This is a genomic window from Mycobacterium sp., assembly GCF_035623875.1.
GTDB lineage: Bacteria > Actinomycetota > Actinomycetes > Mycobacteriales > Mycobacteriaceae > Mycobacterium.
Genome location: NZ_DASPSP010000183.1, coordinates 1 through 14,400 on the forward strand (window position 1 = coordinate 1; position 14,400 = coordinate 14,400).

Annotated in this window: 13 protein-coding genes, 1 tRNA gene and 1 pseudogene; 10 read left to right on the forward strand and 5 right to left on the reverse strand. The window is 66.0% G+C overall.

Annotated elements, in window-relative coordinates; translation table 11 throughout:
• On the forward strand, positions 1-284 hold a 284-nt coding region (locus tag VEI45_RS15160), incomplete at its 5' end, for a L,D-transpeptidase (RefSeq protein WP_324854574.1).
• Between the two features lie 208 nt (positions 285-492).
• Here the strand turns inward: VEI45_RS15160 and VEI45_RS15165 are convergent.
• Positions 493-1,296 (reverse strand): mycofactocin-coupled SDR family oxidoreductase, encoded by an 804-nt coding sequence (locus VEI45_RS15165; protein ID WP_324854576.1) that lies wholly within the window; start codon positions 1,294-1,296, stop codon positions 493-495.
• A gap of 368 nt (positions 1,297-1,664) precedes the next feature.
• A complete protein-coding gene (locus VEI45_RS15170) occupies positions 1,665-2,012 on the reverse strand; it encodes a DUF732 domain-containing protein (RefSeq protein ID WP_324854578.1) in 348 nt (115 codons plus the stop codon).
• Between the two features lie 675 nt (positions 2,013-2,687).
• Here VEI45_RS15170 and VEI45_RS15175 point away from each other — a divergent pair.
• Positions 2,688-2,963, forward strand: a complete 276-nt coding sequence (locus VEI45_RS15175) for a GMC oxidoreductase (RefSeq protein ID WP_324854580.1) — start codon at positions 2,688-2,690, stop codon at positions 2,961-2,963.
• Here VEI45_RS15175 and VEI45_RS15180 read toward each other — a convergent pair.
• From VEI45_RS15180 to VEI45_RS15190, 3 genes and pseudogenes are all read right to left on the reverse strand, one after another.
• The gene (locus VEI45_RS15180) at positions 2,960-4,360 is read right to left on the reverse strand and encodes a xylulokinase (protein WP_324854582.1); all 1,401 of its coding nucleotides are present in this window, start codon (positions 4,358-4,360) and stop codon (positions 2,960-2,962) included. The genes VEI45_RS15175 and VEI45_RS15180 overlap by 4 nt on opposite strands.
• A gap of 83 nt (positions 4,361-4,443) precedes the next feature.
• Positions 4,444-4,566, reverse strand: a pseudogene (locus VEI45_RS15185) (alpha/beta hydrolase); the annotation flags it as partial.
• A gap of 69 nt (positions 4,567-4,635) precedes the next feature.
• Positions 4,636-4,709 (reverse strand) — tRNA-Gly (locus VEI45_RS15190).
• A gap of 82 nt (positions 4,710-4,791) precedes the next feature.
• Between VEI45_RS15190 and dcd the strand changes: the two genes are divergently transcribed.
• The 8 genes from dcd to rfbA all read left to right on the forward strand — a co-directional run bounded on the left by dcd (position 4,792) and on the right by rfbA (position 14,299).
• On the forward strand, positions 4,792-5,364 hold the full coding sequence (gene dcd, locus VEI45_RS15195) for a dCTP deaminase (RefSeq protein WP_324854585.1): 573 nt from the start codon (positions 4,792-4,794) through the stop codon (positions 5,362-5,364).
• A 112-nt stretch (positions 5,365-5,476) separates the two neighbouring features.
• A complete protein-coding gene (locus tag VEI45_RS15200; protein ID WP_324854587.1) occupies positions 5,477-7,468 on the forward strand; it encodes a DUF7159 family protein in 1,992 nt (663 codons plus the stop codon).
• Positions 7,469-7,679: 211 nt separating this feature from the next.
• Entirely contained in the window at positions 7,680-9,122 is a 1,443-nt protein-coding gene (locus VEI45_RS15205) for a DUF7159 family protein (protein ID WP_414687494.1), read from the forward strand.
• A 192-nt stretch (positions 9,123-9,314) separates the two neighbouring features.
• Positions 9,315-10,844: a DUF7159 family protein gene (locus VEI45_RS15210; RefSeq protein ID WP_414687495.1), complete on the forward strand. Its 1,530-nt coding sequence runs from the start codon at positions 9,315-9,317 to the stop codon at positions 10,842-10,844.
• Between the two features lie 89 nt (positions 10,845-10,933).
• Positions 10,934-12,259 (forward strand): UDP-glucose/GDP-mannose dehydrogenase family protein, encoded by a 1,326-nt coding sequence (locus VEI45_RS15215; protein ID WP_324854589.1) that lies wholly within the window; start codon positions 10,934-10,936, stop codon positions 12,257-12,259.
• 4 nt (positions 12,260-12,263) lie between these two features.
• The gene (locus tag VEI45_RS15220; RefSeq protein WP_324854591.1) at positions 12,264-13,019 is read left to right on the forward strand and encodes a maleylpyruvate isomerase family mycothiol-dependent enzyme; all 756 of its coding nucleotides are present in this window, start codon (positions 12,264-12,266) and stop codon (positions 13,017-13,019) included.
• Between the two features lie 28 nt (positions 13,020-13,047).
• Positions 13,048-13,422: a nuclear transport factor 2 family protein gene (locus VEI45_RS15225; protein ID WP_324854593.1), complete on the forward strand. Its 375-nt coding sequence runs from the start codon at positions 13,048-13,050 to the stop codon at positions 13,420-13,422.
• 10 nt (positions 13,423-13,432) lie between these two features.
• Entirely contained in the window at positions 13,433-14,299 is an 867-nt protein-coding gene (gene rfbA, locus VEI45_RS15230; protein WP_324854595.1) for a glucose-1-phosphate thymidylyltransferase RfbA, read from the forward strand.
• The last annotated feature ends 101 nt before the right edge of the window (positions 14,300-14,400 follow it).

Genomic DNA, 14,400 nt, shown 5'->3' on the forward strand with positions numbered 1-14,400 from the left:
CGACGCCGGTCGGAACCTACACCGTCCTGTCCAAGGAACGCTCGCTGGTTATGGATTCGAGCAGCGTCGGTATCCCCGTCGACGCCCCCGATGGTTACCGGATCCCGGTGGATTACGCCGTCCGTATCACCAGCCGTGGTCTCTTCGTGCACTCAGCTCCGTGGGCAGTGAACGCGCTAGGGCTGGAGAATGTCAGCCACGGCTGCATCAGCCTGAGTCCCGCGGACGCTGAGTGGTACTTCAACACGGTCAACATCGGCGACCCGGTAATCGTGAAGGAATAGCAACGGCGACAGGCGCCGGCTTCACGAGGCTCCCTAGCTCGACGATCTGCGGGTTCAAGCGCATCGAATGCTGCTGCTGTGCAGGACTTTTCACTGCCGTTCAGGCCGGAGCCATCCTGACATGCACAACTGCGAGGTGATGAAGAGGTGAAGCAAGCTCAGGAACTGCTCGAGCGTGTCGCGTTCTGTAGCCACCGCGAGGCCCGCGTCAATGGATGCGGGCGCTGCCGCCCAGGCCGATCTCTAGAACACTGCCGGTGATGACCCCGGGGTCGGTGACCAGGTACAGCACTCCGCGACTGACGTCTTGGGGCTGCAGCCATGGCTGGGGTATTGGATTGGCTTTTATCATCCGGCGCACCAGATCGTTTGGGATGTCGTCACTTCCAGTGGGTTGCACCATCGGCGTTTGCACAGTGGTCGGGCAGATGACGTTGACCGTGACGCCCTCTTTGGCGACCTCCAGGGCAACCGACTTTGCGAGGCCGATGACACCCCACTTCGTGGCGTTGTACGCCGCCAGCTCGGGGATGCCCATCCGGCCTCCCATCGAGGAGGTCACGACTATCCTGCCGAACCGCTGCTGTCGCATCACCGGTATGGCCGCCCGCAGCGTGTGAAATACACCGGTCAGGTTGGTATCGACCAGCTGCTGCCAAACCCCGTCGGTGACTTCTTCCAGTCGTCCGGTGCTGACAATCCCGGCGTTAGCCAGCACGATGTCAAGGCTGCCCATGTCGGCGACCGTCTGCTTGATCGCGGCGCCGACCGCAGCCGAATCGCGTACGTCCAGGGTCAGCGGCGAGCAGCGCCGACCCAGCGCTTCGACCAGCTTTGCCGTCTCCCGTAAGTCGTCCTCGGTTCCTAGCGGGTAGGTCAGGTCCGTCATCGCACCGGGAGCATCGGCGGCCACAATGTCGGCTCCCGCGGCGGCCAAGGCCAACGCATGTGCGCGCCCCTGCCCTCGACCCCCGCCGGTGATCAAGGCCACGCGTCCATCCAAGGCACCCATAGGCGGTTAACCTACCAGCCGGGTAATGGCTGGACGTTTGTTGTCTGCTGTCATGAAATCAATTGCGGCCGGATTTATTTCGATGCAACAGCTGGAGGTAAACAATGTGCGACGCAAGTCGGCCCGCCGAAACTCACCAACTGAGCGGGCCAGTAGCCGAACCGGCGTTCGTCCCGTCTGCCCAGCGAGGCGTGGAGCCGATGACGGGAATCGAACCCGCCTATTCAGCTTGGGAAGTCGATTCGATGTGTGTCACCGTCTTAGGCTGTCCGTCGGTTGAAGCGACGTGCGAAGAAGCGTCCGTCTAAGTGTTAGAGCGTCCAGGCAAGTCGTCAGCGCCAGGTTCACCAGCGGCTCAACGGGACCGCTCAGCAGTGAGGGGCCCAGCACCGCTGGTTGGGACAATAGGTCCGGTGTGCGAGGTCCACCATGGATGCGACCTGTCCATGTGCAACGCCTCTCGAGTCCAAGTTGGCGTGGACGTGCTGTGCAATCTGGTCTCCCGTCCAACCCCACCCGAGATCGTCGCAGATGAGCTGCGCCATCCCGATGATGGCCTCCTCGTGGCCCTCCGGCCAAGTGAAGCCGAGGCCGCGCAGTTGATCGAGGTACGCGTCATTGATGGGATCGGCAGTCGCAATCGGAGCGCTAATAACCAGGACGGCGCCAGCCATAATGGGGATGGTCAGTCTGGCCAGCCAGCGAGGTGAGGGCATTTGATGCGCCTCCTTTCTTCTCGGCGTCGACGACGCCGCCAGTATGCGGGTTCAAAGCGGCAGAAATATGAAAAACAGCGAAAGCTGGGGAAAAGCTTTTGTTTTGAGCGTGTAGTTACCTGATCGGAGCCCTAAGCGCTGACGACAGAACAATCAGCAAGGGCCAGCGGACGTGCCCGAAGGCAGCGTGCGCACTGTTGGCCGACCCAAGGTAACCTGACCGGCGCGGGGTATGACTTGTTCAGGTTGAACCGACACCGACAGGGATTTCACACCCGCAAGCGTTCGCCGTTATCGCATTGGTGCTGTTAGCTAATGCCGTTCACGCCCGGAACATGTTGTGCCGCCGCACGGGTAGCAGTCCGGTTACGCAGTCTCTGCACGATCTAGTCATAATGGATTAGTTCTCCATAGTTGAAGAAGTTAATCAGCTCGGCTTGGACTGTCATCGGCTGCGTCGGCATGAGCGGTCGAGGCTGCTTCCAGCGGGCCGAACAACGCGACCACCACAACTACAAGGCGGGTCGCCAACAGTAATGGCCGGGGAGTGCGCTTGCCTACACGGGTGCTCGTCATTTCGGATGCTCCTATACGCCAGAGATGCTATTGCTTGCTGACGCCACGTTGAGCCGCTAAAGGTGAAGGTTAGGGCTCTGCACGATGAAATGATCGCTGATGTCGCGATCCGCCACCGCCGCGCCGCCGTCGGACTTCAGCATTGTCGACACCAGGCTGAAGCCGTGGACCAAATACCGGCCGATCCGCGACATCTTGACCAGGTGCGGTGACGCGCAACATGTCAAAACCGTCGTACCCCCGACGGTTTTGGTGCATGGCATTAGCGGCCTGCGGGTCGCCGACGGGTCAGTCATGCCGTCGATCCCGTCGGCCAACACGGCCGCAACGGTCTATGCGATCGCCGAGCGGGCGGCGGAGCTGATCGGCGGTTAATACCGTGCGCCTTCGGTCAGGTCGCGCACTTGGGCATAGCGTTCCGGCACGGCCGGCGCCGGGTCGGCCGTGTACTCGTCGGTCGGCGGCGGCTTCCAGGCGGGTGGTCGGAGCGATCCGCACAACGCCCAGGCCGCCTGCCGTGCCGCGCCCAGTGCGACGTACTCCGCGGGGTTGGGCGCCAGCACCGGCATCCCGAACACCGCGGGTGCTATCTCGCGAAGTGCCCGCGATCGGGCGCCGCCGCCGACCAGCAGAATCCGGCGCGCAACGATGCCATGCCTGGTGAGTTGTGCGAGGCCGTCGGCTAGCGCGCACAGCAGCCCTTCCACCGCGGCGCGGGCCAGGTTGGCCGACGTCGCATTCGATACCCGCAGGCCGTGCAATGCGCCAGTCGCGTTGGGACGGTTGGGAGTTCGTTCACCCTCCAAATACGGCACCAGCACCAGGCCTTCGCTGCCCGGCGGTGCCGACAACGCAAGTCGGGACAGCTCGTCGTGATCGACCCGCAGCATTGCGGCGGCCGCGTCGATTACTCGCGCGCCGTTGAGCGTGCACACCAGCGGCAGGTAGTGCCCGGTGCCGTCGGCGAATCCGGCTACGAAACCGCTATCGTCGCGGACCGGGTTGGCGGTGACGGCGGCCACGACCCCTGACGTTCCGACCGAGACGATCACATCGCCCTCTTCGGTGCCGAGGCCCAGCGCCGCGGCCGCGTTGTCGCCGAGGCCGGCCCCGAATATCGTTCCGCTCCTGACGTTTTGGTCCGAGGGGCCGAGCACGGTTGGCACATTAGGCCGGCGACCACGCGCAGCCAGCTCGAGGAGGTCGAAACGGTAGCCGTCGCTCGCGGCGTCGTAGTAACCGGTGCCACTAGCGTCGCTGCGATCGGTGGTCAGCGTCGCGATCTCGGTGTCGCCGCGCAACCGCCACGTCAGCCAGTCGTGCGGTAGGCAGACGGCCGCCGTGCGATCGGCAAGGTGCGGCTCGTTATCGGCGAGCCACCGTAGCTTCGACACCGTGATCGCGGCGAGCGGCACGACACCGACGGCCTGCGCCCACGCGCGTGTTCCGCCGAGCTCGTCGATGAGTGCGAGTGCGGCATCGGCCGAACGCACGTCGTTCCACAGCAGCGCGGGCCGCACCACCTGGCCGGTCGCGTCGAGGCATACCATGCCGTGTTGCTGGGCTCCGACCGCAATCGCGTCGACGTCATCGAACCCACCCGAGGATGCGATTGCGTCCATTGCGGCGGATTCCCATGCTGCCGGGGCGATTTCGGTGCCCTCCGGGTGGCCGGCGCGGCCCTCGCGGATCACCGCACCTGTGTTGGCATCACACACCGCGACCTTGCACGCTTGTGTGGACGAATCGATGCCGGCGACCAGAACAGTCACTGGTTGTCCCGCTTGCTAAGTGCCTCGATCACGGATCGCCGAGGTATGCGTCGGCCCAGGCCCCGATGATTCGGCCTCCGGGAGTCCTTACCGAGCGTGAAGCCGTGCGCAAACACGCCCCAGCCGCGCACCGCTCTTTCCGGTACCTCGATGATCCCTGCGAGGTTCGGGCCCGTGGAGCTTGAGAACGTGACACGTTCGCCCATGGCTGAGATCTAACCTGCCCTGGATGGTGCGTGTAAGGTCTTGAGGTCAAAGGTGACACCTGCGGCTCGTGGAGCCGATGACGGGAATCGAACCCGCGTATTCAGCTTGGGAAGCTGATGTTCTGCCATTGAACTACATCGGCGCGGTTGCCTGGGAAGGCTAGCACCCCGCGTCACCTCGTTCATCAACATCGCGAGCCTCAGTCGAACGGATACGCTCGTCGCGTGCTGCTATCCGATCGTGACCTCAGGGCCGAAATCGCCGCCGGCCGGTTGGGGATTGACCCGTTCGACGATTCCCTGGTCCAGCCGTCCAGCGTCGATGTTCGCCTCGACAGCCTGTTCCGGGTGTTCAACAACACCCGATATACCCACATCGACCCCGCCCAGCAACAAGACGAGTTGACCAGCCTGGTGGAACCGGTCAACGGAGAACCGTTTGTGCTGCATCCTGGCGAGTTCGTCCTCGGCTCGACGCTGGAACTGTGCACGCTGCCAGACGACCTGGCCGGCCGGCTGGAGGGCAAATCGTCGCTCGGACGGCTCGGGTTGCTCACCCACTCGACCGCAGGCTTCATCGATCCTGGCTTCAGCGGCCACATCACGCTGGAGCTCTCCAACGTCGCCAACCTGCCAATCACGCTCTGGCCGGGGATGAAGATCGGTCAGCTGTGCATTCTGCGGTTGACCAGTCCCGCCGACCATCCCTACGGCAGCGCGCGGGCTGGGTCGAAGTATCAGGGTCAGCGCGGACCGACGCCGTCGCGCTCGTACCAGAATTTCATAAGGTCCACTTAAGTTCGGCTGTAACGCCACACAGCCTTTGCGCCGATCATTCCTACAGATGGGCGGCCGGTGTGGTGCTCCCGTCTGCTCAGGCCGTGGGATTGCGGGGCCTTTGGAGGAAGCGATGGACGTCGTACTCGGTATGTCGGTGGCACCCACAGCCGTCCGTATGGTGCTCGTTGAAGGCGAAAACGCCGACGGCGTCACGGTCGGCGAAGAGAATTTCGACATTGTCTCGGATGACGACGCAGCAACGGTAAACGCGGCCGACCAGGTGATCTCGACGATCTTGGGCACTCGGGAGGGCGCCACAGCGGCTGGCTACGCGCTGGCGTCGACCGGAGTGACCTGGACCGACCCGGTGGAAGCTGCCGCCCTGCGCGAGGCCTTGGCCACCCGCAAGATCGAAAACGTCATGCTGGTCTCGGCCTTCATGGCTGCGGCTGCGCTCGCGCAGATGGTGGGCAATGCTACTGGCAACGCGCACACCGCCCTGCTTTTCGTGGAAGCTGACACCGCGACGCTGGCCGTCGTCGACTCCGCCGACGGTTCCATCACCGACGTCCACAAAGAGCTGATTTCCAGCGTCGACACTGTTGCCGAATTGGCCGAGATGGTGGCCGGCGTGGACAGGCTAGACCCGCACCCGCAGCACCTGTTCATCGTCGGCTCCGGTGTCGACATCGCGACGCTCAAACCGCAGTTGGAGGCGGTGACGTCGCTTCCCGTGAGCGCACCGGAGGAACCGGAGACGGCGTTGGCGTGGGGTGCGGCGCTGGCGTCGGCCAGCGCGCCGCTGTTCGCGTCGTCCACCGCTGCCCTGGCGTACGCGCAGGATCCCGCTACCGGCGAGGTCGATCCCTACGCGGTGTCTCCGGGATACCTTGCGGTGCCTGATGTTCCGCCGGGCACCGAACTGGGTGAGGAGGACCTCGCCTATAGCGCCGTGCCGGACGAGGAAGCTCAAGTCGATACCACCGTCCTGGATTTGGCTGATGACGAGCATCGCGAGCGGCGGCCGCTTCTGCTCGCCGGCACCGTGCTGGCGGTGGTCTTTGTTGCCGCGGTGCTGGCGCTGGAGGTCTCGCTAGCACTCGGTATCCGGCCTAGTGGTGTTGCGTTGCTGCCCAGGCCATTGCAAAACCTCCTTGTCCCGGCCCAGCCGGCCCCCGCGCCTGCGCCGGTCCCGGCGAGTGCCCCGGCCCCACAGGTCAATCATCTGCAGGCGCCAGTGGCGGCACCGCGCCCGGCGAACGCACCGATTCCGGCTCCAGCGCCCGCGGCTCCTCCGCCCGCGGCTCCTGTGCCCGCGGCACCGGTTCTTCCGCCGGCTCCGGTCGCGCCGCCGGTTCTTCCGCCGGCTCCGGTCGCGCCGCCGGCGCCCGTCGCGGCGCCCCACGCGCCCGTGCTGGTCCCGCTGCCGTTGCCGATTCACGTCGGCCCGCTGGCGCCGGTCAATCCCCTTCCTCTAAACGTGCCGGGGTCGCCGCCGCCGGGGCATCTGCCTTGGTCGCCGTCGCCGGGGCACCTGCCTTGGTCGCCACCTCAGGGGCATTTCCCTGGGTCGCCGCCTCCAGTCAGCGTTCCGACGCAGCCGGCACCAGTGCACGTGCCGGTGCCGGTGGTAACCCCGCAGGCTCCGATACACGTGAGCCCCCAAGCTCCGATACATGTGAGTCCACAGGCTCCAATACAAATGCCGGCACCCGACGCTTCGGGGCAGATGCCAGCCCCGGACGCCCCCGAAGCGCCTGGGCACATGCCGGGCCCAGTCGCGCCGGGAGTTCCATTCATGCCGGGTCCGCAGGCACCGGGGGTCCCAGGGATACTGGGTCCGGAGGCACCGACCATGCCCGGTCCCCAAGCTCCACCGGCTTTCCCGCAAGGCCCGGGAATCGGGGCGCCTTCTATGCAGGGTCCGTCCGATGACAGCGCCGACCGCGGCTTTGGCGGGTTCGGCGGCAGTCACGAGGGTGGTGGAGGCCCCGGCGGCTTCGGCGGAGGCCCTGGTGGCTTCGGCGGCTTGGGCGGCGGCCACGGCTTCGGCGGCTTCGGCGGCTTTGGTGGCGGTGGCTTCGGCGGCGGCGGGCACGGCGGAGGCGGCGGGCACCGCTAAGTTCGGCCGCCGCGCGAATGCGGGGGTAGTGTCGCTAGGCGAAGGGTCAGCGGGGGCAGCCATTTCCTGACCAGAAGTTCATATAGCCCAGCTAACTTCGCTGGCGGTAACGCCGCACCCGCGTGCGGCGATGAATCTCATGGTGGGGAGCCCGTTTGCCGCGGCTGCCTGCTATCGTCCGCGGATAGCTAGCAAACGACATGGAGGAGTTGTGGACACCGTACTTGGTGTGTCGATGGCACCCACGACGGTCCGCATGGTGCTGGTTGAGGGGGAAAACGCCGACGGCGTAACCGTCGATGAGGAAAACTTCGGCCTCGCCAACGGCGAAGACCCGGCAACTTTCAGCGCACCTGATCAAGTGGCTGCGGCTATTTTGGGTACTCGGGAAGGTGCCAGCGAGGCCGGCTACAAGCTGTTGTCGACCGGTGTGACATGGACTGACCAGCAGGAAGCCGCCGAATTGCGTGACGTGTTGACGGCTCGCAAGGTTGAGAATGTCATGCTGGTCTCGGCGTTCTTGGCCGCGGCGGCGTTGGCTCAGTCGGTGGGGAGCGCAACCGGGTATGCCCGGACCGCGCTGCTGTACATCGAGCCCGATTCCGCGACGTTGGCAGTGGTGGATTCCACCGACGGGTCGATCGCTGATGTCCGCCGTGAGCTGCTGCCCGACGACGACGATCAGGCGGTTGCCAAGCTGGTCGGGCTGGTTTCTGCTGCTGAGGCGCTCGACGATCACCCAGAGGGCCTGCTGGTGGTGGGCTCCGGGGTCGACGTCCCGTTGATCAAGCCGGCGTTGGAGGCGGCGACGTCGCTTCCGCTGAGCGTGCCCGAGCGGCCCGACATGGCGCTGGCTAGAGGAGCGGCGCTGGCGTCGGCGAACGCGCCGCTGTTCGCCTCGTCGACCGACGCGTTGGCCTATGCGCTGGATCCGGGCACTGGTTCGGTGAGCCAGCATGCGCTCGCGCCGGGGTACCTGGCCGTCGCTGAGTTAGCCGCAGGTGGCGAGCCGGGTGCGGACGCGCTGGCCTATAGCGCCGTTGCGGACGACTCAGCCGCGATCTACACCCAAGAGGGTCCCGACGCCTACGCCGATGTCGACGAAGAAGAAGACTCCAAGACCGGCATGTACCCCGACTTTGGGATGGGAGCGCTCGGGCAGCCGAGTCGCACGCCGTTCTTGGCGGCAATGAGCGTCGTGGTCATTTTTACCGTCGGCGTTGTGGCACTGGTGGTTTCGCTGGCATTCAGTATCCGACCATCGGTCAGTTCGCGGCCCAGTCTTAGCCAAAATGTGGTGGCCCCCCGGCATGTTCCGGCCCCGGCGCCGAAGGCGCTAGTACCGGCGCCGCCCGCACCTGCGCCTATCCCAGCGCCGGCTCCGGTGGCCGCTCCCGCGCCGGTCCACGTTCCGGCACCGGTCAGGGCTCCGATGCCCGCGCCAGTGCCAATTCTGGTCCCAGCGCCAGCTCCGGTGGCGCCGCCGCCGATCATCCCGCCGATCATTCCGCGAATCTTGGGACCCCCGCTGCTGGGTCCGCCGGAAAGCCCGTGGGGTGGCGACCATGGTGGTGGCGGCTGGGGTCATGGTGGTGGTGGATGGGGCCACGGTTTCGGGGGTGGGCACGGAGGCTTCGGTCACGGCCGTGGGTAACAGTCAGCGAGTAGTCAACCCGTGGCCGCCGGGTCCAGCCAAATGTACTGTCGAAGTGGCAAGGACCGGGGGAGTGATCCGTGTTGCTCCTGCCAGCACTTGAGGAATCTCGGCAATCCGCAGCGCACTGGCTCGGCGTGGTGATCGGTTTCCGGTAGACCCGGTCTGCAAGCGAACAGCTTTGGAGGAGTAGTGGACACCGTACTTGGGGTGTCGATGGCACCCACTGCGGTCCGCATGGTTCTCGTTGAGGGCGAAAACGCCGACGGCGTCACGGTCGATGAAGAGGGCTTCGCCGTCAACACGGCCGACGCACCAACTGTGAACGCGGCCGACCAGGTGGTCTCAGCGATCCTGGGCACCCAAGAAGGTGCCGCCGAAAGTGGCTACCAATTGCGGTCGACGGGCGTGACCTGGACGGATCCGATCGAGGCCGCTGCGCTGCGCGACGCGCTGGCGGCGCGCAAGGTCGAGAACGTCATGCTGGTGTCGGCGTTCTTGGCCGCCGCAGCGCTGGCGCAAGTCGTCGGCAACTCGGTCGGCTATGCGCAGACCGGACTGTTGTTTGTCGAGCCCGACACCGCAACGCTGGCCGTGGTCAACACCGCTGACGGGTCGATCACCGACGTGCATCGCCAGCCGCTGCCCCCCGGCAGTGATCCGATCGCCGAGCTCTCGGCGATGGCTTCCGGAGTCGAGGCGCTGGAGACCCGTCCTGATGGCCTGTTCGTCGTCGGCTCCGGTGTTGACATCGCCCCGATCAAAGCGCAGTTGGAGGCGGCAACCGCGCTGACGGTGAATGCTCCCGACGAGCCGCAGACAGCGCTGGCCCGGGGCGCGGCACTGGCCTCGGCCAATGCACCGTTGTTTTCCTCTTCGACCGCTGCGCTGGCCTACGCACAAGATCCCGGCACCGGTGCGATAGACCCCTACGCAATCGCTCCCGGGTACTTCGACGTTGCCGTCGACGGCAAGTCCGGCGAGCAAGCTCTGGCCTACAGCGCAGTTCCGGACTTGGACGCTGATGCCTACACCGCAGTCGCAGACGAGGAAGATTTCTCAACCGGCACCTATATCGGCATCACTACGGCTATTCCGCGGGACGGCGGTCGCAGGCCGCTGGTCCTGGTGGTCAGCGCGGTCGCGGCGATCTTCGTGGTAGGAGCTGCGGCGCTGGTGGTCGCGCTGGCGATCAGTATGCGGCCGACGGCGGCCGTCCGGCCCGAACCGGGCCACAATGCGGTCGCCCCGGCGAAGCCAGCGCCCGCTCCTGCTGCTGTTCCAGCGCCGGCTGCTGTTCCGGCGCCGGCGCCTGTTCCAGCTGCCCCGGCGCCGGCTCCTGCTGCTCCGGCCCCCGAGCCGGCTGCGCCAGCCCCGGCGCCAGAGCCTGCTGCACCGGTGCCGGCCCCGGCTCCTGCCGCCCCGGCTCCAGAACCGGCTGCTCCGGCTCCGGCCCCAGCGCCCGCAGCCCCCGCTCCGGCGCCGGTTGCTCCGCCTCCCGTAGCTCCCGTCCCCGTTCCGATTCCAATACCGCTGCCGCCGATCCTGAGTCCTCCCCAGCAGGGACCCCCGTCCGGGCCGTGGAACCCCGGCCACGGCGGATACCCCGGCGGTGGCGGATATCCCGGGGGCGGCGGGTATCCCGGGGGCGGCCATGGCGGCTTCGGGGGCCACGGCGGCTTCGGCCGCGGCGGATTTGGTATCCCTGGCCTGGGTTTCTAGGTCACCAACAGCAAACTGTCACCTGACGTTTGCCCGCCGCTCAGAAGAGCGATGCAATTAGCTCATTGCGGCGACCTACACACGGGTGTATGAGGTGCACCGTCTTTGGTACGGGCTATCTGGGGGCCACTCACGCTGCGGGGATGGCTGAACTCGGGCACGAAGTCGTCGGCGTCGACATCGATCCCGGTAAGGTCGCGAAGCTAGCTGCCGGTGATGTTCCGTTCTACGAGTCCGGGCTGCGAAAGATGTTGAGGGACAACATCGCAGCGGGTCGGCTCCGTTTCACCACCGACTATGACCTGGCCGCCGATTTCGCCGATGTGCATTTTCTCGGGGTTGGCACTCCCCAGAAGAAGGGCGAGTACGGCGCCGACTTAAGCCACGTCAACGCCGTAATCGACCGGTTGGCACCACGACTGACGCGCGCGTCGGTGATCGTCGGCAAGTCCACGGTGCCGGTTGGGACCGCGGCCGAGCTCGTGCAACGGGCCCGCGCGGCCGCGCGGCCCGATATCGACGTGGAAGTCGCATGGAACCCGGAATTCCTCCGGGAAGGCTTCGCGGTGCAGGACACTCTGCGGCCCGACCGCATTGTGCTTGGTGTACAAGACGGTTCGACGCGCTCTGAGGCGGCGATCCGTGAGCTCTACGCACCGATGCTGGACGCCGGGGTGCCGTTCCTGGTGACCGACCTGCAGACCGCGGAATTGGTGAAGGTCTCGGCGAACGCCTTTCTGGCGACCAAGATCTCGTTCATCAACGCGATCTCCGAGGTATGCGAAGCCGCCGGCGCCGACGTCGCCGTGTTGGCCGATGCGCTCGGACATGACTCGCGGATCGGGCGCCGGTACCTCAACGCCGGCTTGGGTTTCGGCGGCGGCTGCCTGCCCAAGGACATCCGCGCGTTCATGGCTCGCGCCGGTGAGCTGGGCGCCGACCAGGCACTGACGTTCCTGCGTGAAGTCGACAACATCAACATGCGCCGGCGCACTCGCATGGTCGAACTTGCCACCGCCGCGTGCGGCGGCTCGCTGCTGGGAGCCAACGTCGCTGTCCTCGGCGCCGCGTTCAAGCCCGAATCCGACGACGTGCGCGACTCACCGGCGCTCAATGTCGCCGGCCAGCTACAGCTCAACGGTGCGGCGGTCAACGTCTACGACCCCAAAGCGCTGGAGAATGCCCAGCGGCTGTTTCCTACGCTGAATTACGCGGTCTCGGTCGAGGAAGCCTGCGACCGCGCCGACGCGGTGTTGGTATTGACCGAGTGGAAAGAGTTCGTCGACCTCGACCCCGACCTGCTTGCCGACCGGGTGCGGGCACGCGTGGTCGTCGACGGCCGCAACTGCCTTGACGTGCAACGGTGGCAGCAAGCCGGTTGGCGCCTGCACTGCTTGGGGCGGCGCGTAGCCTGACCGCATGGACTATGCCGCAGCACTGCTGGAGCAAAATCGCGCCTTCGGCGAGGTGATCCGCAGCGGCGACCCGTCCACGCCGGTGCCGACCTGTCCCGGCTGGAGCCTGTCCCAGTTGTTCCGTCATGTCGGCCGCGGTGATCGTTGGGCGGCGCAGATCGTCGCCGACCGGGTCGACCACTATCTCGACCCGCGCACAGTCGACGGAGGCAAGCCACCGCCCGATCCCGACGAGGCAATCTCGTGGCTGCACGGCGGAGCGCAGCGGCTGATCGACGCCGTCGAACAAACCGGGGAGGAAACCCCGGTATGGACGTTTCTGGGCTCGCGGCCGGCCTACTGGTGGGTGCGGCGCCGGCTGCACGAGGCGACGGTGCACCGGGCCGACGCCGCCCTGGCGCTCGCGCTCGACTACACGCTCACCCCCGAGCTGGCAGCCGACGGCATCGGCGAATGGCTTGAGCGGGTCGCGGCCCAGGCCGGACGCGACGGCGCACCGCTCCCGCTGGAAAACGGCCAAACGGTCCATCTGCACGCCACCGATCCCGGTCTGGGGGCTGCCGGTGAATGGACGATCCGCGCCGACGGCGACCGCATTACTTGGTCACACGGCCACGACAAGAGTGCGGTGGCGCTGCGCGGCGGTGCCGTCGACCTGCTGCTGGCGGTCGTGCGGCGAGTTCCGGTCGCCGACACCGATGTCGCGGTGTTCGGCGACGCCGCGATATGGCAGAACTGGCTCGACCACACGCCGTTCTAGCCGCGGCGCGCACGGTACCTTTCACACCATGACCACATCGGAGATCGCCACCGTACTGGCTTGGCATGACGCTTTGAATGCGTCCGACATCGACACCCTGGTGGCCCTGTCCAGCGATGACATCGAAGTCGGCGACGCACACGGCGCCGCGCAGGGCCACGCCGCGTTGCGCGATTGGGCAGCTGCCCGCCCGCGAAAGGCCGAAGTGGGCAGAATATACGTTCATGACGGCGTCGTGGTTGTCGAACAGAAGATCGGAAATGCAGACGATCCCGGTGCCAACACGCCTGTCGCGTCAGCGTTTCGTGTCGTCCACGACCACGTGACCTCGGTGTTTCGCCACCACGATCTGGCGTCTGCGTTAATCGCGACCGAGTTAACCAACGCCGACCTCGTCGACTGAGGAGTAGGACATGCGGGGGATCATCCTGGCCGGCGGCTCTGGCACCCGGCTGTATCCAATCACCATGGGTGTCAGCAAGCAGCTGCTGCCGGTGTACGACAAACCGATGATCTACTATCCACTGTGCACGCTGATGATGGCCGGCATCCGCGACATTCAGGTGATCACTACCGCCCACGACGCGCCGGCATTCCGGCGAGTGCTGGGCGACGGCACGGAATTCGGCATCAACATCAGCTATGGGGTGCAAGACCGTCCCGACGGTCTGGCCCAGGCTTTCATCATCGGCGCCGACCACATCGGCAGCGGCTCGGTAGCTTTGGCGTTGGGCGACAACATCTTCCACGGACCGGGCCTCGGCACAAATCTCCAGCGCCTCCAATCAATCAGTGGCGGGGCAATTTTCGCCTACTGGGTGGCCAACCCCTCAGCGTATGGTGTCGTCGAATTCAGCGCGGATGGCATCGCGTTGTCGATCGAAGAGAAACCGGCCACACCGAAATCGCACTACGCGGTGCCTGGCCTGTACTTCTACGACAACGACGTGATCGAGATTGCCCGGGGCCTGCGACCTTCGGCGCGCGGCGAATACGAAATCACCGACATCAACCGGACCTACCTCAACCAGGGCCGGCTGAGCGTGGAGGTGCTCGCTCGCGGCTCGGCCTGGCTGGACACCGGGACGTTCGACTCACTGCTGGACGCCAGCGACTACATCCGCACGCTGGAACGTCGGCAGGGCCTGAAGGTCAGCGTCCCCGAGGAAGTGGCCTGGCGGATGGGCTTTATCGACGACGACCAGCTGGCACGGCGCGCCCAGGTCCTGCTCGAGTCCGGCTACGGGACCTACCTGCTGCAGCTGCTGGAACGCCGATGATGTCGGCGCGACCCGTCATGCCCGCCCGCCGCGAACGCGGGATGGGTGCGTTGCTTGCTGGAAGCTGACAGCAAACTCGCTGCATACCTTCAGCAACCGCT